14 protein-coding genes and 1 pseudogene are annotated in these 19,066 nt (G+C 70.1%); 9 read left to right on the top strand and 6 right to left on the bottom strand.

Annotated elements, in window-relative coordinates; translation table 11 throughout:
- Positions 1 to 642: 642 nt before the first annotated feature.
- Entirely contained in the window at positions 643 to 1,800 is a 1,158-nt protein-coding gene (locus ACLQ3B_RS05270; protein WP_425777817.1) for a cellulose binding domain-containing protein, read from the bottom strand.
- Positions 1,801 to 2,011: 211 nt separating this feature from the next.
- Between ACLQ3B_RS05270 and ACLQ3B_RS05265 the strand changes: the two genes are divergently transcribed.
- The 4 genes from ACLQ3B_RS05265 to ACLQ3B_RS05250 all read left to right on the top strand — a co-directional run bounded on the left by ACLQ3B_RS05265 (position 2,012) and on the right by ACLQ3B_RS05250 (position 6,318).
- A complete protein-coding gene (locus tag ACLQ3B_RS05265; protein ID WP_425777815.1) occupies positions 2,012 to 2,893 on the top strand; it encodes a GNAT family N-acetyltransferase in 882 nt (293 codons plus the stop codon).
- A gap of 844 nt (positions 2,894 to 3,737) precedes the next feature.
- Positions 3,738 to 4,544 (top strand): helix-turn-helix domain-containing protein, encoded by an 807-nt coding sequence (locus ACLQ3B_RS05260; RefSeq protein WP_425777813.1) that lies wholly within the window; start codon positions 3,738 to 3,740, stop codon positions 4,542 to 4,544.
- 47 nt (positions 4,545 to 4,591) lie between these two features.
- Positions 4,592 to 5,500 carry an SDR family NAD(P)-dependent oxidoreductase gene (locus ACLQ3B_RS05255; RefSeq protein WP_425777811.1) on the top strand — a complete coding sequence of 303 codons (909 nt, stop codon included), beginning with the start codon at positions 4,592 to 4,594 and terminating at the stop codon, positions 5,498 to 5,500.
- Positions 5,434 to 6,318: an NAD(P)-dependent oxidoreductase gene (locus ACLQ3B_RS05250; protein ID WP_425777809.1), complete on the top strand. Its 885-nt coding sequence runs from the start codon at positions 5,434 to 5,436 to the stop codon at positions 6,316 to 6,318. The genes ACLQ3B_RS05255 and ACLQ3B_RS05250 overlap by 67 nt, the downstream gene beginning before the upstream one ends.
- A gap of 336 nt (positions 6,319 to 6,654) precedes the next feature.
- Here the strand turns inward: ACLQ3B_RS05250 and ACLQ3B_RS05245 are convergent, their stop codons facing one another.
- On the bottom strand, positions 6,655 to 7,755 hold the full coding sequence (locus tag ACLQ3B_RS05245) for a PucR family transcriptional regulator (RefSeq protein ID WP_425777807.1): 1,101 nt from the start codon (positions 7,753 to 7,755) through the stop codon (positions 6,655 to 6,657).
- Positions 7,756 to 7,793: 38 nt separating this feature from the next.
- Between ACLQ3B_RS05245 and ACLQ3B_RS05240 the strand changes: the two genes are divergently transcribed.
- On the top strand, positions 7,794 to 8,810 hold the full coding sequence (locus ACLQ3B_RS05240) for a helix-turn-helix domain-containing protein (protein ID WP_425777805.1): 1,017 nt from the start codon (positions 7,794 to 7,796) through the stop codon (positions 8,808 to 8,810).
- 68 nt (positions 8,811 to 8,878) lie between these two features.
- Here ACLQ3B_RS05240 and ACLQ3B_RS05235 read toward each other — a convergent pair whose 3' ends face one another.
- Positions 8,879 to 10,261, bottom strand: coding sequence for an FAD-binding oxidoreductase (locus tag ACLQ3B_RS05235; RefSeq protein WP_425777803.1), 1,383 nt, complete (start codon positions 10,259 to 10,261; stop codon positions 8,879 to 8,881).
- A gap of 243 nt (positions 10,262 to 10,504) precedes the next feature.
- Here ACLQ3B_RS05235 and ACLQ3B_RS05230 point away from each other — a divergent pair, with 243 nt between their 5' ends.
- Entirely contained in the window at positions 10,505 to 10,801 is a 297-nt protein-coding gene (locus ACLQ3B_RS05230) for a putative quinol monooxygenase (RefSeq protein WP_425777801.1), read from the top strand.
- A gap of 137 nt (positions 10,802 to 10,938) precedes the next feature.
- Here the strand turns inward: ACLQ3B_RS05230 and ACLQ3B_RS05225 are convergent, their stop codons facing one another.
- Positions 10,939 to 12,843 (bottom strand): BTAD domain-containing putative transcriptional regulator, encoded by a 1,905-nt coding sequence (locus ACLQ3B_RS05225; RefSeq protein WP_425777799.1) that lies wholly within the window; start codon positions 12,841 to 12,843, stop codon positions 10,939 to 10,941.
- A 326-nt stretch (positions 12,844 to 13,169) separates the two neighbouring features.
- Between ACLQ3B_RS05225 and ACLQ3B_RS05220 the strand changes: the two genes are divergently transcribed.
- The 3 genes from ACLQ3B_RS05220 to ACLQ3B_RS05210 all read left to right on the top strand — a co-directional run bounded on the left by ACLQ3B_RS05220 (position 13,170) and on the right by ACLQ3B_RS05210 (position 17,980).
- Positions 13,170 to 16,010, top strand: coding sequence for a BTAD domain-containing putative transcriptional regulator (locus ACLQ3B_RS05220; protein ID WP_425777797.1), 2,841 nt, complete (start codon positions 13,170 to 13,172; stop codon positions 16,008 to 16,010).
- A gap of 405 nt (positions 16,011 to 16,415) precedes the next feature.
- Entirely contained in the window at positions 16,416 to 16,766 is a 351-nt protein-coding gene (locus ACLQ3B_RS05215; protein WP_425777795.1) for a multicopper oxidase domain-containing protein, read from the top strand.
- A gap of 116 nt (positions 16,767 to 16,882) precedes the next feature.
- Positions 16,883 to 17,980: a glycosyltransferase gene (locus ACLQ3B_RS05210; protein ID WP_425777794.1), complete on the top strand. Its 1,098-nt coding sequence runs from the start codon at positions 16,883 to 16,885 to the stop codon at positions 17,978 to 17,980.
- Positions 17,981 to 18,089: 109 nt separating this feature from the next.
- Here ACLQ3B_RS05210 and ACLQ3B_RS05205 read toward each other — a convergent pair.
- Positions 18,090 to 18,569 (bottom strand): annotated as a pseudogene (locus ACLQ3B_RS05205) (AMP-binding protein); the annotation flags it as partial.
- Positions 18,509 to 18,730 carry a hypothetical protein gene (locus ACLQ3B_RS05200; protein ID WP_425777792.1) on the bottom strand — a complete coding sequence of 74 codons (222 nt, stop codon included), beginning with the start codon at positions 18,728 to 18,730 and terminating at the stop codon, positions 18,509 to 18,511. The gene ACLQ3B_RS05200 and the pseudogene ACLQ3B_RS05205, both read right to left, overlap by 61 nt.
- Positions 18,731 to 19,066 lie beyond the last annotated feature (336 nt).

Below are 19,066 nucleotides of genomic sequence, written 5' to 3'. Positions count from 1 at the left end.
GTATTTGACCGAAGCCGAGACCATCGCGTACGCCACCATCGCTACCGCAGGCCTTACCTCGTTTCGCCGAATCGAACAAGAAGCCATCTCTCTCACCCACGCCGTTACTCAACTGCTACGGATCGTGGAGGGGCCGGGTTCAGATCCGTGGCACCCGGGTCCGCTGTCGTAATAGAAACAGTCGATTGGCGGACGTCCACGTCGACCTCCGATACCGTGGGCTACCCGGGGTCTCCCCGGCCTACCTGCCCTGCTCGAGATCGAGTGTGACCTAATCGCCAGTCCCGCTCTCACAACAGGATTCACGCCCGGGACCCAATTTCTAGGGTGATGGAGGGTCTGTCACGTCCACCCCAACCGGTCGATGCGCCGCGACCACTTCGGGTTCGCCGAAGTGGTCAGGGCACTGCCCGTGGGATCGGTGTCTCGAATGACGGAACTATGGCGGACTCCAGCAAGCTCACCCGCAACGCCAAAGCTCCAGCAAGCTGTTTGAGGCGACCGCCGCAGGTTCACCCACCACGGCGGTCACCGCCAACCCCGATGGCCTGGTCGAATTGACCCAGAGCGCCGTGCCGACTCGCAAACCTATCGACGGCCAGTGGAAGGACCTTGGTCAGCCCTTAACGGAGGGCCGAGGCGCTAACGGATGGTGAAGGTCAGCGGGTTCGAGATGCCGAGGCCGCCGTGGGAATCGTGGACCCGCACGGTGAAGGTGGACGACGTGCCGGCCGACAGGGCCGTCTGGAACTGGTAGCGCTGTCCGCTGTTGGCCGGCGTCACGGCCAGCCGGGTTGCGCCGAGGTAAAGCTCCACCCGGGTGACGAGGTCCCCGGGATCGGTGTCGGCGACGTCGGCGACCAGCGTGACGGTCGTCGGTTCGAGGAAGTAGGTCTGCCCGCCGGGGGTGCTCAGCGCCGCCGCCGGCGGGTGGTTGGTGCCGGTGGACGCCGGCGTCACCACCGTGACCAGCAGCGGCGGCGCAGCGCCAGGCAGCGACTGGTCGGTGCCGGCCGAGACGTACAGCACGAAGGTGGTGCTGGTGCCGGGCTCCCCGATCGGTGGTGTCCACAGCGCTTCGTACCGGTCACCGGTCGTCCTCACCCCCCGGGCCACCGTGACGCCGTCCACCCGGAACGACACCGAGGTGATGCTGTGTCCGCCTCCCACGGTCGCGGTCGCCGCCAGCGGGACGGTTCCCGGCGTGGTGTACACCGCGCCGGCGGTCGGGCTGAGCCAGGTGACGATCGCCGGGTAGTCAGCGACCGGCGGTGTGGTCGTCCGGGTCGGCGTCACGCTGGGCAGGACGCCGCCGGTGCACGTGACGCCGTTGAGCGTGAACGACGCCGGTATGGGGTTGCTGCCCGACCAGGCGCCAACGAAACCGATGTTCGCGGAGCCATTGGTGCCCAGGGTCGCGTTCCAGCCCAGATTGGTCGCGCTGACCTGCTGGCCCGCCTGGGCCCAGGTGGCGCTCCAGGTTTGCGTGAGCCGCTGGTCGACTGCAGGGAACGCGAACCGCAGGGTCCACCCGTTGACCAGATCACCCAAGTTGGTGACCGCGATGTCGGCGTGGAAGCCACCGGTCCACTGGCTGGTGACGACGTAGTTCACCCGACACCCGGCCGCCGCGTTCGCCGCACTGGCGTGTGAGATCGCGGCCATCATCGCGACCATGGCAACAGCGATGGCGGCCACAGCAGTCAGCGACTTCCGCATGGCACACCTCGCCGTAGATAGTTTGACGTCCATGAATATGTCGACTGTCCTGCTGCTCCGCCTTCCTGTCAAGGCACGCACGGCAGTCCTGCCGCCGGCAGGACAACGGACAGCCCGCCCATGGCTGATCCGTAGCGGCCACAGCGCCGAGCAGGCAGAAGAGTGGATAGCGCAGCTTCCCGCCTGAACCTCGACTGACTGCCAGGTCCTGGACGACTTCGCGTCAAAGAACGCAACGAAGTGGGCGGCCAAGTCCCGGCAGAAAACCGAGCGCCGGGTACGCGACCTCGCAATGTGGACCGGCGAGTGGGCAGATCACCAGACCGACGGCGATCAGTCAGCCCCGAGCCACAGCGCGGGGCGCCCTCGTGATGTGGGCGCCGGTGCCGCTCTCCCGCCATCGTGGAAGCTCGCCGACACCGGCGACCTCATGACGACGACCTACCGGGCCGATTCCGACACAGCTCCTCCATCGCCGTACACCGCACGGCTTCAGACCTCCGGCGATGTTGTCACCGCTATCGTTCTCGACCTTGAGGGGCAGGTCGCCGCATCCGGCAGGCTCACGACCGCCGACGCATTCGGGATCGTCGACCAGGTCGAAACCGCACCTGCACACCGGAGCCGCGGACTGGGCAACGTGGTCATGCGCTCGCTCGCGCCGCACGCCCTCCGACTCGGCGCGGACACCGGTGTCCTGGTCGCTACTGACGACGGTCACCGTCCTTATCGAGCTGATCTCGGCCCTCACCCCAACCCCGCGAAGGCCGCCGACGGCAAACACCTCCGCGGGCTCACCCCGGATGCCCAGACCTCCCCCATCGTCCGCCGGATCTTCGACGAGTTCCTCGCCGGCCACGGACTATTCGCCATCGCCGAAGGACTCACCGCCAACCACGTGCCCTGCCACTCGGCACACGACCGGGCCCGCAACAGACACCGCAGCGGCATCGCCTGGTCCAAAAGCGCCATCCGCGTCATCCTCACCAACCCCGCTAGCAGGTGCTCCGCGAGCGCGGTAAGCAGCGCGTCCCACCGTGGGTCTCCGGTTAGCCCGGGCTCATCTCTCAAAAGGTCGACCCTGGTTTCGGCGGGTCCCCAGCGGTACTCCTCCAGAAACTCCCTACGAGCTTCCAACGAGTCTGTTCGGTATCCGCGGATGCCAGCGTCGTGACGTTGCCCAGGGCCGCCACCCGGCACGGGTGGCCAACCTGGCCAGAGTCGTCGGTTCGTAGCTGGTACCCATCGGGCAAGCCTCACCTTCGAGCCGACGGCTTCATCCGTCGCAGACTATCGCGGCGCCGCCTGCGAACACCGCAGAGGCGAGGTGGCGACGGGCGCCCGATTAGCGAGGAACGCGTCACCCGGCGAGCAGGCCAGCGCGGCGCCACTCGACCCGCTCGCCGGTGTCGATCCACATTGCCTGTTGATCTGCCTCTGGGCTTCGGCCACGGCCAAGATGTCGTGCAACGGGACCAGTGTCAATCAAGTGCGGTGCCTGACATTCCATACTAATGGTTCTTGGTGGAATAGGAGCAGCGAGTGCTGCGGCGCAGCCTGCGAATTCCGGGATTGGCGAAACGCTGCATTTTGGCCGCGTATCACTGACACCCAGGTCATCGCTTGACAACGCATGAGAAGAGCAAATTTTTTTCATCGGCGCCGGCCTGGACGATTCAGACCAAGCCCTACCTAAGCGCAGTGCATTGCCATTCGGGCTTCTGCTTCGACACAGGTTTGCCGGCGGTGCCAGCTAGCGCGGTGCAGTCAGATAGGGATGCTCCAGCCGCTTGTGTTTGACTCATCTCGGCCAGCGCGCATTGTGCGGGCGCTGAGGCCTACCAGCCGAAACTCTGTGCCGTCTAGGAGGCACAACGCAGAGTAGGTCCGCACAAGCGGGGTTCGGCATCGCCATCAGCGCGAGCGCCCCGGCGGCACCGCAACCCAGCGTGCCGGCTGGGCTGGGCTGGGTCGGCGTGTCCGTACGAAACGGCTCGGTCATCGGTAGATTTGTTCCCGTGCCAGAGCCGACGCCCCTGGGTGACTTCCTCCGCGCGCGGCGCGCTGTCCTACGTCCCGTCGAACGCGACGGCAAGCTGCGGCGCGTCCGCGGGTTGCGCCGCGAGGAGGTGGCGAAGCTGGCCTCGATCAGCCCCGATTACTACGTACGTCTGGAGCAGGGCCGCAACGACAGCCCGTCCCCGCAGGTGGTCGATGCGCTCGCCCGTGCCCTGCAACTGGACGAGGACGGCGCGAGCTACCTGCGCAAGCTCGCCGACCAGCCCCGGACCACCCCCGCCTCCGACGATCGCGAGCAGCTGCCGGAGGGCATCGGCCTGTTGATCCAGGGGCTGCAGGAGGTGCCCGCCTTCGCCCACGGCAAATACCTGGACGTCCTGGCCGCCAACCCGCTCGCCAGGGCGCTGTTCCCGAGCCAGCCTGAAGGGGCCAACCTGCTGCGGGTGGCGTTCACCGACCCCACGGTCCGGGCACTGTACGACCAGTGGTCCACGGTGGTCGCCGAGGTCGTCGCCAACGCCCGACTCGTCCTCGGCGCGGACGCCGGCTCCGAGCAGCTCAAGGATCTGGTGGAGGAGCTGCGCACCACCGACGACGACTTCCGTGCCATCTGGGACCGGCAGGACGTGAGGGAGACCGCCGCCGGCGTTCGGACCCTGCACCACCCGGCCGTGGGTGACCTTGAGCTGATGTACGAGCGGCTGCACATCACCGGCACCGACGCCCAGTTCCTCGTCATCCATCACGCCCGCTCCGGCAGCGAGTCGGAGTCGAAACTGGCGAAACTGCGCGCGACGTTCCTATGAACGACAACCCCAGGTATGTCCGCCCGCACGGCCGTACCGTCGTTGACATGTCCAATCTGATTACCACCCCATTCGGGTTCGAGAGCACCGCCGACGAGGTTCTCGCCGGGGTCGACCTCACCGGCAAACGCGCCATCGTGACCGGCGGCGCCACCGGCATCGGGCGCGAGACGACCCGCGCCCTGGCCACGGCCGGCGCCGAGGTCACCATCGCGACCCGCGACGTGAACGCGGGCCGACAGGTCGCCGAGAGCACGCCGGGCGACATTCGGGTTGTCCCCCTCGACCTGGCCGACCTCGACTCGGTCGACGCCTTCACCCGCGCCTGGCAGGGCCCGCTGCACATCCTCGTCAACAACGCCGGCGTCATGGCCGTGCCCGACCGGCGGCTCACTGCCCAGGGCCACGAACTGCAGTTCGGCACCAACTACCTCGGCCACTTCGCGCTGACCGTCGGCCTGCACGACGACCTGGCTGCCGCCGGCGAAGCACGGATCGTGTCGGTTTCCTCCAACGCCCACTTCATGTCCGACATCACCTACGACGACATCGACTACGTCCACCGCGACTACAACCCCTGGACCGCCTACGGCCAGTCGAAGACCGGCGACGTCCTGCTCGCCGTCGAGGCCACTCGCCGGTGGAACGCCGAGGGCATCGTCGCCAACTCGCTCAACCCCGGAGCGATCGCCACCGGCCTGCAAAAGCACACCGGCGGCCTGCGCACGCCCGAACACCTGCGCAAGACCCCGCCACAGGGCGCGGCCACCTCGGTCCTGCTCGCCGCTTCCCCGCTGCTCGACGGCGTCGGCGGCCGCTACTTCGAGGACTGCAACGAGTCCCCGACCCTGACCGCCCCGCCAGAGATGTTCGGCAAGGGTGTCGCCGCGTGGGCCGTCGACGCCGACAACGCCGCTCAGCTGTGGGACGTTGCCAAAGGTCTGCTGAAGCGATGACCGTCGGTTTCATCGGCCTGGGCGACCAAGGCGCACCGATGGCGCGGGCGATCGCCGACAAGGGCTTCGATCTGTACGTGTGGGCCCGCCGACCCGATTCCTACCGCGCCCTGGACGGCAGCCCGCACACCGTCGCCGACAGCCCTGCCGACCTCGCCGCTCACGCCGAGATCATCGCCCTCTGCCTGCGCGACGACGCCGACATCTGGGCCCTGCTCGACGACCAAGGGCTGCTCGCCGCTCTCCGCCCCGGCACGGTCGTCGTCAACCACGGCACCGGCGATCCCCAGGAGAACCAGCGACTGGCAGAGCACGTCGCCACGGCCGGGGCCAGCTTCCTCGATGCACCGGTCAGCGGCGGGCGGCCGGGAGCCGAGGCCCGTATGCTCACCACCTTCGTCGGAGGAGACCCCGTCTCGTACGCCCGCCTGGAACCGATCGCGGCGGGCTTCTCCCGCACGGTCCGGCTGCTCGGCCCAGTCGGCTCCGGCCAGACCGTAAAACTGATCAACAACGCACTCAACTTCGCCAACCTCAAGAACGCCACCGACGCCATCGCCATCGCTCAGGCCCTGCGGATCGACCTGAGCGTGCTCGGCGAGGTACTCGCCACCAGCACCGGCAACAGCGCCTCCCTCCAGTACGCCCTGGCGATGCACAACCAGCCCGCCCCCGAACACCTCGGTACGCTCATGCGGAAGGATCTCGAGCACTTCGCCGAAGCGGTGGCACGCAACGGCGTCGACGTGACCTCGCTCTACCAGCGCGCGCGTCAGGGCATCGACTCGGCACTCGCAGCGGGACAGGCGCATGTCTGAGGAGCTGAAACGCGTAACCGGCGGATCGAGGTTCGTAAGGGGGGCGGCTTAACGGTCACGTAATGCCTGAGCACCAACTGGACGCTCAGGCATTACGGCTCCTCGCTGAGCCGAACGAGCGACCGACACGCGGATCGCGGCCGGCACGGCGACCCGGCACGACGTGGCGGCGGTCAGGCCGCCGAACGCTCGGCCACAGAGCGTCGGCGCCGGGTCTGGTCGATGACGTCGGCCGAGGTCGTGTTGGGTGGCCTGGCCGACGGCGCCCGGCTGGGCCCGGACACCCGCGCCGTTCGGAGCCAACACCACCGCGTCAGGGATCCGCGAACTGCTCGCCTAGCCCTCGGATCCGCGCCCGAGGACCGTGTTCAGGTTGTGGTGCAGCAGGGTCAGCTCCAGCTCGGTACGGCTGCGCGGGTCCCGGCCCGTCACCTCGCGCCAGCGATCGAGGCGGTACTTCAGCGTGTTGGGGTGGATGTGCAGCTTCCTGGCCGCCGCCGGAATCGAGAAGTCGCTGTAGACCCACATCACGACGGCCTCCTCGAGATGAGCGGGCGCCGCAACGTAATCGGTCACCAAGAGCTGCAGCCGGTCGGCGTCCAGCATCAGGATGATCGGCATCCACTCATCCTCGAACGACGCCGGACGGCCACGGGCCAGGCTCAGCCGCAGGGCCGCCTCCGCGTCGGTCAGGCTCTCGGCGGCGCCGGCGAGCCCCGCACGGGCCAGACCGAGACCGACCCCCGGACCGTACGCCGGGCCGAGCGCCGCTACGGCATCGCCTACCTCCACGCGTTGCAGCACCAGGACGGCCATGTCGGGGCGTACTGCCGAAGCCACCACCCCCGGCAGCGACCGCAACCGACCGTCCAGCACTTCCGCGGTCTCCGGCTCGGCGGCCGGACGGGCGCAGACGACCTGGAACGTCGCCTCCGGGTCGAAGCCCAGCCGCCGTGCCTGCTCGACCGAGATCTCCCCCTCGGCCCGCCCGGTGAACAGCGCCTCTACCAGGCGAGCGGCCAGAGTGAGCCGGGACGGCGGATCCTCCCGGCCCTGCACCGCCGCCGCCGACAACGCATCGATCCACGCCCAGCACAGGTTGGCCCGGCTGAGCAGCTCACGGGCCACACCGGCGGCCCGTGCCCGCGCACTGAGATCGGCCCACGCGTGACGCCCGGCGACGTGGTAGGCGTGGACCACACCCGGCACCAGAACGCCCCGCCCGGCCAGGGTGCGGCCCCAGCGCCGGTGAAACGCGAGTTCCTCCGGGCCGGGCAGCCGGCGCCGGGCGACACCGTCGAATACCCCTGCCAGAGCGACACCCCACTCCTCTCCCCCGGCCGGCGACAGGTCATCCCCGATCCGCGCGACCAGGGCGTCGGCGTTGGCGGCGGCAGCGGCGCAGAGCTCGGCCATCACGTCCTTCGCGTCGACCATCACAGATCACCTTCCCGCTCCAATGCGATGGTAGAGGGATGAACGATCCGGTCGGAACGGCGATCAGCCAGGTCCGCGCCCTCGCCGACGAGATCGCGCAGGCTCCCGTACGGCCAGATTCGGTCCTGGCGGTTCTCGCCGGGCTGGCCGAGCGACGTCTCCCGACCGACGCCGAGATCGACGCTGAGCGGCGGTTCGGCCAAGCCGGTGCCGTCCGCGGCATCCCGGCCGAGAGCGTGGTGAGCGCCTACCACCAGGCTTTCCGCCGGATCTGGGAGAAGCTCGTCGAGTACGCCGGACCGCCCCGCCCGTACGGCCTGCTCGACCTGGCCGACCTGCTGTGGTCATGGCTGCCGGTCCTCACCGCAGCGGCCACCGACGGCTATGAGGAAGCGTGGCGCCGGCAACGGGACGACCAGCGGCGCGACACCGCTGAGCTGATCCGCCTGCTCGCCACCGGACAGGCCGGCACCGAGGTCTGCCGGGCGCTGGCCCACACGCTCGACTTCGACCCGGACGGCGACTTCCAGGTCGTGAGCGCTCTGGATTCGCAGGTCGCGCCCGAGGCGGCCCACTGGGTCGTCCGGAACGGACGGATCGTGGTGATCACTCAGGACGTAGGCGCGGTGGACCTGTTCGCCGCTCCCGCCGTCGGCGTCAGCCTGGTCAGGCCCGGACTGGCCGGCGCGGCGGCCGCCCTGCTCGACGCCGACAGTGCGCTCGACCTCGCCGTCGCCCTGCACCGGCCGGTCGACTTCCGGACCGACTGGCTGTGGATCACCATGCTGCGGCATCTCCACCGGTTGCGTCCGCTGCTCGGGGCCGGCCGCCCGGCCGATCAGCCACAGTTCGGCCAGGCCGCGCGCGCCTACGGTGATGGCGGCTGGTCGATCGCCGGCGCCGCCGAGAACCTCGGCCTGCACCCGAACACCGTCCGCTATCGCCTCGAACGCCTGGGGCAGCTTGCCAACCTGGACCCGCGGTCGATCGCCGGCCAGCGCCTGTCCGTCCTGCAGGATCTGGTCAACGAGGTCGACGCCCGACGCGCCGATTGATTCCGGGCCGGTCCAAACCGCGCCCGCTCTCCGTGCCGACGGAGACCAGCGGGCCGGATGGAGGGGGATCAGCTCCGGACGAAGTTGTGGTTCACCCGGAACAGGTTGGCCGGGTCGTACTTCTCCTTGACCGCCACGATCCGGTCGTAGAGATCCGGGCCGTAGGTGTCGCGCAGCTCCTGCGGCGTGTGGGCAGCCTCCGGCGAGATGAAGTTCGGCATCTGACGCGGGTCGGCCCACGGCCGCATCCCACCGATCACCTTCCTCAGCCAGCTGATCATGAACTCGGCCTGGTCAGGGCCGCCGACGGCGAACCCGGTGAACTGGTAGGCAAGGCCGCGGGTGGGCAGCGCGTCCGGCGCCGCCGGCTCCCGGTCAAGCGCCGCGCCGAGCAACCGGACCTCGACGTTCACGAGCGGGCAGCCCGAGTCCGGCCCGGTCAGCTCGACCAGCCTGACGAGCGCCTCGTCGGGCAGCTCACGCAAACCAGTGCCGCGGTCGAAGTACGGCAGCGGAGCGGGCGGATCGTTGTGAATGGTCCCCGACGCCGAGAACGGGATCTCCGCGACCGTGTCGAACACCGGGGTGCCGAGCTTGCGAAACGGCTCCAGCAGGGCCTCCCCCTCGGCGGCCGCGCCGACGTACGAGTACCGCAGGTGCACTACCGACGCACCACGCAGCGGGTCCGGAACCCCCGGCAGGTCGGGCAGCCGCTGGATACCGACCGAGGTGCCGGCCTGCTCAGGCAGGGTCGCCGCCCAGTCGCGCCACAGCGGCAGGAACTCGGCGAGCTTGTCGATGGCGAACCACAGGCCACCGCCATAGACGGTGCTGATCGGGAAGACCCCGAACTCGACAGCGGTAACCACACCGACGTTGCCCTTCGAGCCTCGCAACGCGAAGAACAGATCAGCGTTCTCCGTCGCGGTCGCCGTGCGCAACTCACCGTCGCCGGTGACAACGTCAATGGCGGTGATGTGGTCGGAGGCGAAGCCCTCAGAGCGCGACAATACCGGGCTCAGACCCCCGCCGAGCAGGTAGCCGACCACACCCACGTTCGGTGACGAACCGTTCATGCCAGCCAGACCGTGTTCGGCGAGCGGATCCATGAGCTGCCCCCACCGCGGCGCACCGGTAACCCGGACCGACGCCCGCGAGGCGTCGATCCTCCACGACGTCATCCGGTCCAGCGTCAGCAGGAGCTGCCCGGCGCCGGAGCGCGGGACGAGGTGACCACCGCCACGGGTGGCGACCGCCAAGCCGTTGCCCGCGGCGAACCGAATCGCGGCCTGAACGTCACCGACGGTGGCCGCTCCCACCACAATCGCCGGGATCAGCGGAGTGTTCAAGTTGAACGTGGCCCGTTCCTCGTCATAACCAGGATCGCCGGGCAGAAACATGGGACCGGTCAGCTGGCTCTTCAGCGCGGCCACGTCAAGTTGTGCGGTCATGACTTCCCTCCGAGGTGAATGGCTATCCGGTACAGGTTCGGTTGCCAGGAACGAAGCTAGGAGGCGCCAGTGATGTGGAAGTGCTGTGGAAATGACGAAGGCGTACGGGACTTGTCATTTCTGCGGCAACGTGGTCAGCACGGTTCCGGCGTGCGGCGACGTCGGCAGAGGCGCCGGGTTCACCACGGTGGCGATGTAGACGTTTCCTTGTCCACTCCGAATCGGTGAGCGAGGCTGAAGCACATGTCAACCGAAGTCGCTTTTTTCACCGTCAAGGCCGGAACCGAGGAGGATTTTCTCAAGGTTTTCCGTGACAAGGTCGTCGACCTGTTCCGCCGCGGCGGCGCGGAGAAGATCAGGGTCTACCGCAGCCTGGTTTCCCCGAATCAGTTCGTCAAGACCGGCGAGTGGAGATCCCGCGAGGCGCGGCTGACCGACTTCGTCGGCTCGCCGCTGTATCAGGAATTCCTCGCGCTGATGGGGCCGTTCCTGGACGCGCCGCCCAGCCTCGACGACTACGACACCGTCTACAGGGACTGAGAGGCTGGCCGGTCACGCGGTTCGGGTGGCCGGCCCGGTGGCGCTCCGGCCGCGGCTCGGCACCCGGCCGTTCAGATCGTGGGTGACGACAAACGTGGGCTGGGACGTCGCCGCGCCCCGGCGACGAGTCACCCCGGTCAACCGGCGGCCATGCCGGCATATCGCAGGTCGTCGCTGGTAGCGGCACGCACCAGGTGCAGCCGGCGCCGTTTCACGGTCTGGGCCGCCAGCTCGGCGGCGTACGCCCGGACCAGCGGGTGCATCGCGTACCGGGAGAAACCGGACCGGATCAGCAGCCCCGCTCGGACCAGCTCGGACAGCAGCGTCGTGGCACTCGAACGGGTCACGCCAACCAGCTCGGCGGCGACGTCCGGGGCGACCTCGGCGTCGGCACCGCTCAGCCTGCGCAACATCCGGCCCGCCTCGGGAGAGAGCCGGCGGTACGACCGATCGAGCACCGTCCGCATGTCGCTGTCGGCGTCGTCACCGACGAACCCGTCCAGCCCGTGCTTCTCGGCCATGCAGCCGGCCAGGTCGCGAAGCGGACGCGGCGCGTACTCCGACATGCGCGCCGCGATGATCGCCAAGGCCAGCGGGAGGCGCCCGGCCCGGTCGAGCACGGTGTCGAGGGTCGCCTCGTCTTCCCGCCCGGCCGGCGACGGCAGGGTGAGCCGGGCCAGCAGCATCTCGCGGGCGTCAGCGGCCGGCGGCACCTCGAGCCCGAGCAGCAGCGCCCCATCGGCGGCGGCCAGACTGGTGAGCCGACCGCGGCTGGTGACCAGCACGAGGCTGCCGGACGACGCCGGGATCAGGGGGCGCACCTGGTCGGCGTCGCGCACGTCGTCAAGCAGGATCAGTAGCTTGCGGCCGGCGGTCAGGGTGCGGAACTGCGCCACCCGCGCCTCGACGGTCGGGGGCAGTTCGTCGTAGGTCATGCCGAGACCACTCAGCAGCTGAGCCAGCGCCTCGGCAGTCGACATCGGCTCGCCGTCGCCGAACTCCCGCAGGTTGAGGAAGAGCTGCCCGTCGGTGAACCGGTCGGCCACCCGGTGGGCCCAGTACGCCGCCAGCGTGGTCTTGCCGACCCCGAGCATGCCGTCGAGGGCGAGGACAGCCGCCCCGTGCTGCTGGCCGACCCCCTCCTCCAACATCCGGTCCAGCTCCGCCAGCTCGTTCCGGCGGCCGGTGAACAACGCCAGACCGGGCGGGAGCTGGGCGGGTGCCGAGGACCGGACGGGCGGGGCGGGGACGGGCACGGCCGGAACCGGCGCGACAGCTCGGACCGGGTCGGTGTCCTGGGGCTCGCGCAGGACACGCTCGAACGCGGCGACCAGCTCCCGCCCCGGGCCCATCCCGAAGTCGGCGACCAGACGTTCGCGAAAACGGTGGTAGCGCCCGATGGCCTCACCGGGCCGTCCGGCCGCCCCCAGCAGCAGAAGAAGCCGGGCTTCGAGGGCTTCGTCGAACGGTTCGGCCGCGGCGGCCGCGTGCAGCGCCGGAAGCAGCGAGGCGGCCCTGGGGGTGTTCAGGGCGGCGTCCGCGGCCGCGCAGGCGATCACCGCCCGTTCCCGGTTGACCGCGACGGACAGCGGGTGGGTGTCGACGCCGAGGCCCTCGCCGAACCGGCCGTGCCACAGAGCCAAGGCCTCCTGGTACGCGTCGATCGCCTGGTCGGTGCGGCCGACGGTCAGCTCCGCCGCGCCGTAGGCGGCCTTCTCCCGGAACAACAGCAGGTCGACGGAGTCGGACGGTACGGAGATCCGGTACCCGCCAGCCGAGCGGACCAGCCAGTCTCCCTCGGCCCGGCGGGCCAGGCCCGGTTCGATCACCCGCCGGATCGCGCCGATGTGGCGGTGCACCACGTTGACCGCGGTGGGCGGCGGGTCCGCTCCCCAGAGCAGGTCCACCAGCTCCGACACCGCCACCTGCTGACCGGCCCGGGCCAGCAGCATGGCGGCCATCAGCCGAGGCTGCCGGGCACCGAGGTCCACCTCGTCCTCACCGCGCCAGGCCCGCACCCCGCCCAGAATGGTAAAACGCATCGGAATTAGCACGGCGGCCCCTCCTCGACAATTCGGTCATTTCTGAACTCTGAACCATTGTCTCTTCCGCTCGCAGGCAATCGCTTCGTGAGCTTCGAGAATGACGGGCCCTCGTTCGGTGGAAACCACAAACCCGCTACGTCGGATACACCGCGTATCAGCAGGTGGTCGTCGAGCTGGATTGGGCCTCGGTGGTCGGCTCCCACCGAATGGCTACCGGCGCGAGGTCCGTACCAGCCTGCGGGCTGGCGCGTACCCCGTGCCGTTTGTGGGACATCAGCCTCCGCCGTCTCGTACCCGGCTTGTGGCGATCTAGAGTGATTCCCATGATCAGGTTGGCCGCGCTCGGGGCGGTTCAGGTGTTCCGCGACGGCGTGGAGGTCGACCTTGACCGCCGTCCGCAGCTCATGCTCGCGTTGCTGCTGGCCCGGGCCGGGCAGACGGTCGGCGTCAATGAGCTGATCGACCTGCTGTGGGGCACCGATCCGCCGGTCAACGCGGTGAACATGGTGCGGCGGCACGTCGGCGTGATCCGCCGGGCGTTCGAGCCCGGACTGCCGTTCCGGGCCGCCGGGTCGTGGCTGGCCGGGGTGCCTGGCGGCTACCGCCTACGAGCCGGCCCGGACACCGCCGACGTGCTGGAGTTCCGGGCGCTGGCCGAGCGGGCGAGCACGGCCCCGACCCCGGCGCTGGCCGTCCCGGACTGGGTCGCCGCCCTGTCCCTGTGGCGCGGCCGCTATGCCCAGGGACTGGCCCGCTCGGGCTCCCTCCCCGCCGCGTTCGCGGCCGTGGACGAGGAACGGGCGGCCGCCGCCCTGGCCGCCGCCCAGGCGGCGCTACGGGCCGGTGCGGCGACCGCCGTCCTGCCCCTGGTCCGCGCGGTCGCCGAGGCGAATCCGCTCGACGAGTCGCTGGCGGCCGGGGTCATCCAGCTGCTGACCGCGGACGGGCGGGTGACTGCGGTGGCCGACTGGTACCGGCGTACGCGCGACGCGCTCGACGAGCACCTCGGCGTCCCGCCCGGACCGGCCCTGGCCGCCGCCTACCAGCAGGTCACCGAGGCGCTGGAACCGGCGGCCCCGGTCGCAGTGCCGCCCTCCGCGACGCCGCCGGAGCAACTCCCGGCCGACCTGCGGCTGTTCGGCGGGCGGCGGGTGGAGATGGCGGCCCTGACCGCCGCCCTGTCCCAATTCGCCGGCACCGCCGGGGTGATCGCGATCGACGGCATCCCCGGGGTCGGAAAGTCCACGCTCGCCGTGCATTGGGCCCACTCGGTCGAGGATCGGTTCCCGGACGGCCGACTCTTCGCCAACCTGCGCGGATACGCCCCGACCGGCGAACCCGCCGACCCGCACGACGTGCTGGCCGGGTTTCTCGACGCGCTCGGGGTGCCGCCGGCCGCCGTACCCCCGGACACCCCGTCGCGGGCGGCCCTGTTCCGCCAGATGGCCGCCGGCTGCCGGCTGCTGGTCGTGCTCGACAACGCCCGCGATATCGAGCAGGTGCGCCCGCTGATGCCCGGGTCGGTCGGCTCGCTGGTGCTGATCACCAGCCGGACCCGGTTCGGTGGCCTGTCCACCCGCGAGGGAGCCATGCTGCTCGCCCTCGACCTGCCCGGCATCGACGACGCGCGCGAGGACCTGCGCCGGCGCGCCGGAACTCAGGGCGGCTACAGCGACCAGGACCTCGACCGGATCGTCGCCTACTGCGGCCGGCTGCCACTCGCCGTCGCGGTCGTGGCTGCCCGGGCCCGCGGCCGCGTCGGCGGCATCGCGGGACTGCTGGCGGAGCTGGAGGGGTCCCGCGACAGCCTCGACGCGTTCGACGATGATGCACTCGGCGGGGTTCGCGCGGTCTTCTCCTGGTCCTACCGCCGACTGAGCCCGCAGGCGGCCCGGTTGTTCCGGCTGCTCCCCCTGCAGACCGGATCCGACAGCGCTCCCCCGCTACTGGCCAGCCTGGCCGCCGAGCCCCGGTCCGCGATCGACCCGCTGATCCGGGAGCTGCTGCGGACCCGGCTGATCTCTGAACCGCGGCCCGGCCGTTTCGGCCAGCACGACCTACTCGCCGTCTACGCCGCCGAACTGTCGGCCGAGATCGACACCGCAGCCGAGCGGGAACAGGCGGCAGATCGGGTCCTCGACCACTACACCCAGGCCCTGAACACGATGAACATGCGCCACCTGGACCCGGTGGTGCGGACCATCGACACGCTCCCGATGCCTGGCGTCGAGCCCCTCGACTTCCCCGATTCCCGCTCCGCGCTGGACTGGCTGCGCGGTGAGCTGGAGAACCTAAGCGGGGCCTGGGCCGACCAGTTCGCCCGAGGACGCAGTCCATGGTGGACCATCGCCGATGCCTTCCCGGCGTACAACCGGCTGCGGGTCGCTGTCGACCTGGAGAGACCGGCCGAGATGGCGCTTGCGGCCGCCCGGCGGACCGGCGACCGCATGGCGGAGGGGCACCTGCGCATCGAACTGGCCTGGCTCGCCGGACAGGACCAGCGCGACGACGAGATGCGGACCGGACTCGAGGCCGCCCTGGCCATCTTCGAGGAATTGGGCGCCGGGGTGGAACAAGCCCTCGCCCAGCTCCAACTCGCGATGTCACACGCGCTCGCCGAGCCGCCCGACTACGCCGGCGCCACCCCGTTCTACGAACGCGCCTTACGGCTGTTCCGCGACCACAACCATGAGGCCGGGATCACCGCCGCCCTGGTCGGCCTCGGCCGCTGCCAGCTGGAACTCGGCCGGACCGAACAGGGCGTCACTACGCTGACCGAAGCGCTGGAGCGCAACCTCGGCCGCAGGCGGCTGTACCACGCGGCGGCCGAATTCTGGCACATCGGCACGGCCGGGCACCGGGCCGACGCGATCGACTTCCTGCTCATGGCCCGCCGGTTGTACGCCGACGGCGGGAGCGTCTTCTGGGAGATGAAGACCGGGTTGGCGCTCGCCGAGGCGTACTTCGAGGCGGACCGCCGGTGGGACGCGCTGGCCGCCTGGCGCCAGGCCAATGACCGCTTCCGCGTGGTGGCCGAGGGCGGGGAGACGCCGACCGGCCTTCGAGAACAGTTCGCCCGCCTCGGCGAACGACTGCGGCCGACGGCAGCCGCCGTCGAATCGGGCGTCGAGTTCAACTCCGGAGGCAAGGCCGACGCCCCCTGAACCCGCGACCGGTTCCGCGCGTCGTGGCCAGTGCGGCGGCCATCAGCCACGCCGCCGGCAATGGGGGGAAACAGATGGAACCAAAGAGCAGGCGCGCGCTTTCCTGGGCATGACCGGGGCCGCCGCGGCGGGCGTCAGCCTCTACGGGGTCGGCACGATGGCGGCACACAGCGCGACCATTCCCGAGGCCCAGGTCATGACCGGCCTCGTTCCGGCGGCTGACCCTGGATGCCGTTCCGCGGAACACGCCGGAACGGTTCGCGCTGACCACGGCCGTGTCCGGTATGCCGGTGATGTGGGAGCTCAAGGAGGTGCCCGACGACTCCCAGCTCGGCAACGGCATCGTGCAAATCAGGATGCCGACGGAGCTGCGCACGTTGCGGAACCGCCGGACCACCGCCCCCGATGCACATCCACCAGATGAACTTCCAGATCGTCGACCGGCGGTCGGTCGACGCCTCCGGCCTCGACCTGACGATCGGCGGCACCCGCACGCCGATCACGGTGGGAGCCCCGCTGCCGGTCGCTCCGGAGGAGACGGGCTGGAAGGACACCATCACGGTCGCCCCCAACTCGCTGGTCACCGTGGCCGGTAGGTACGGCGACTTCGCGGGCCGGTTCATGTACCACTGCCACCTGCTCGACCACGAGGACGAGGGCACGATGCGGCCGCTAGTCATCCTGCCCCAGTCCGCACTGGAGCTGCACCACCGGATGGCGGGGATGCACGCCGGCATGACAGGCCATCAGCACTGAGGAACGCCCGGGGTCGGGGCCCGTCGAGGCGGGCCCCGAGACGGGCCCTTTCCCACCGTCCGCCGGGTGAACCCAGGCCCGTCGCCCTCGTCTACGGCAGCGACGGATGGAGAATCATGAGGATCCTTTTCTCGACGACGGCGAACACCGGCCATTTCCGGCCACTGCTCCCGTTCGCCAATGCCAGTGCCACGGCGGGTCACGACGTGGCTTTCGCGGCGCCCCGCTCGTTCGCCGAGCAGATCGTCGCGGCCGGGTTCCGGCATCAGCCGTTCGACGACATCCCGCCGGAGGACCTGGCCCTGCTGGACCAGCCGGCCGAGACCGACCCCGAGGTCGTCGACAGCCGGGGCGTACGCGTGTTCGGCGAGTTCGGCCCGCGAGCGGCGATGCCGGGCCTGCGGAAGGCCGTCGAGGGCTTCCGGCCGACGCTGATCGTGCGGGATCTCGCCGAGATGGCGTCCCTGGTCACCGCCCAGGAGTACGGCATACCCGAGATCCCGGTCAACATGACCGTGCACGGCTTCGCCCGCGCGATGCAGCAGCAGGTCTTGCCGCTGCTCGAACCGCTGGGCTTGCGGCCCGGACCACCCGAACAGAGCTGGATCTCGCCGTTCCCCGCGTCCTTCGATCCTGCCGGCGGGCCGCCGTCGGTCCACCGGTTCCGTCACGGACCCGCGCCGGCCCGGCGACCGAGCGCGCGCCGCGTGGTCTACCTGTCCTACGGCACGGTCCTGCCCGGTGGCGAGGACGGGGCGAGGATGCTGCGGGCGAGCGCCGAGGCGCTGAGCGAACTGCCGGTGGAGCTGATCGTCAGCACCGGCCGGTCGGACCCCGACCTCTGGCGCGACCTGCCCGGCAACGTGCACACCCAGGCTTGGGTCGACGAGGATCCGGTGCTGGCCCGGGCCGCGCTGGTCGTCGGTCACGGAGGCGGCGGCACCACGCTGGCCGCGCTGCGAGCGGGGCTGCCGATCCTGGCCGTTCCGCAGTTCGGCGACCAACCGGCAATGGCCGACGCCGTCGAACGGGCCGGCGCCGGTCTGCGGCTCGGCGTGGGCGGCGCGCCCGAGCCAGGCCACCTGCGCGACGCGGCTGAGCGAATCCTCGCCGACCCGCGGTTCGGCGAGCGCGCGGCGGCACTGGCCGAGGAGATCGCCGCGTTGCCACCGGTACAGGAGGCCGTCCTACTCTTCGAACAGCTCGCCGCTTGATACACCGACTTCGCCCACGGCCCGAGGACACCGCCGGTCCCGGCCGATCGATGCGGGCCTCCCACACCGGCCCGGGGAACCCCACCGAGTCGGGCCGTGTCTGCGCGAAGTCGTCGGTGAGGAACAGCAACGGGCCTGAGGTCTCGGTCATCCCGTACGCGTAGGTGAGGCGGGCGCCCGGGAATGCGCGCCGGATCCCGCCGATGATCTCCGGAGTCGCCGCGGCCCCACCGAAGCCCACCGATTGCACAGACCAGATGTCCACCTCGTTCAGGCGCGGATGCGCGACGGCCAGCGCGAAGACGGTGGGAACGCCGATCAGCGACTGGATCCGCTCCCGCTCGATGATGTCCAGGAAGGCGGTGACGTCGAAGGCCGGCATGATGAACAGCGTCCCACCGGCAGTCAGTGTGTTCAGCAGTTGTGCGCTGAGCGCGGTCACGTGGAACAGCGGATCGACGACGAGGTCTCGCTGGAACTCCGGCAGCCGGTGGTGCGCGGCGATCCGGCGCATCGAGGTGACCGCGCTCAGCAGGCTGCGGTGACTGAGCCGAACACCCTTCGGCCGACCGGTGGTGCCGCTGTCCACAGCTCGTCGTACGTCAGGCGAGGTCCGCCGACCTCGGCCACCGCCTCGCGGCGGCCGTTGCCGGCGACCGCGTTCGACAGCATGCGCACCAGATTTTCCGGCTGATCGTGATAGCTCATCGTGCCGTCCGCGGCGCGGACGAGTCCGTCGCTGCCGAACATCTGCGGGGCGGTGGCCCGGGCGAGAGATGTCGCCGTAGTTGATGTCATGCCGGTCAGGACGTAGCCCTTCGGACCGAGTTCGATCACCTCGCCGACTCAGGGATCAGCACGGCGCGGCACCGGCTATCCGCAGCGGCCGGTCCGACGACGGCTTGATCCATCCCCGCGGTGAACCCAGACCGTCCCGGATCGTCTTCGCATCCGTCGGACCTGCGCCGATGCGCTCCAGCGAGGCAGGTCACTTCCTCGGCACTTCCGGTCACTAGCGCATCATTTCGGACTTCTAGCGTCGATCTCACGCCCGGGCTGGACGAGCCTCACGCCCGAGGGACCCGC

Origin of the sequence: Micromonospora sp. DT53, assembly GCF_049841535.1 — a bacterium.
Classification (GTDB): domain Bacteria; phylum Actinomycetota; class Actinomycetes; order Mycobacteriales; family Micromonosporaceae; genus Micromonospora.
Note: the sequence above shows the minus strand (reverse complement) of the source record. Positions and strands in the feature narration are given on the sequence as shown.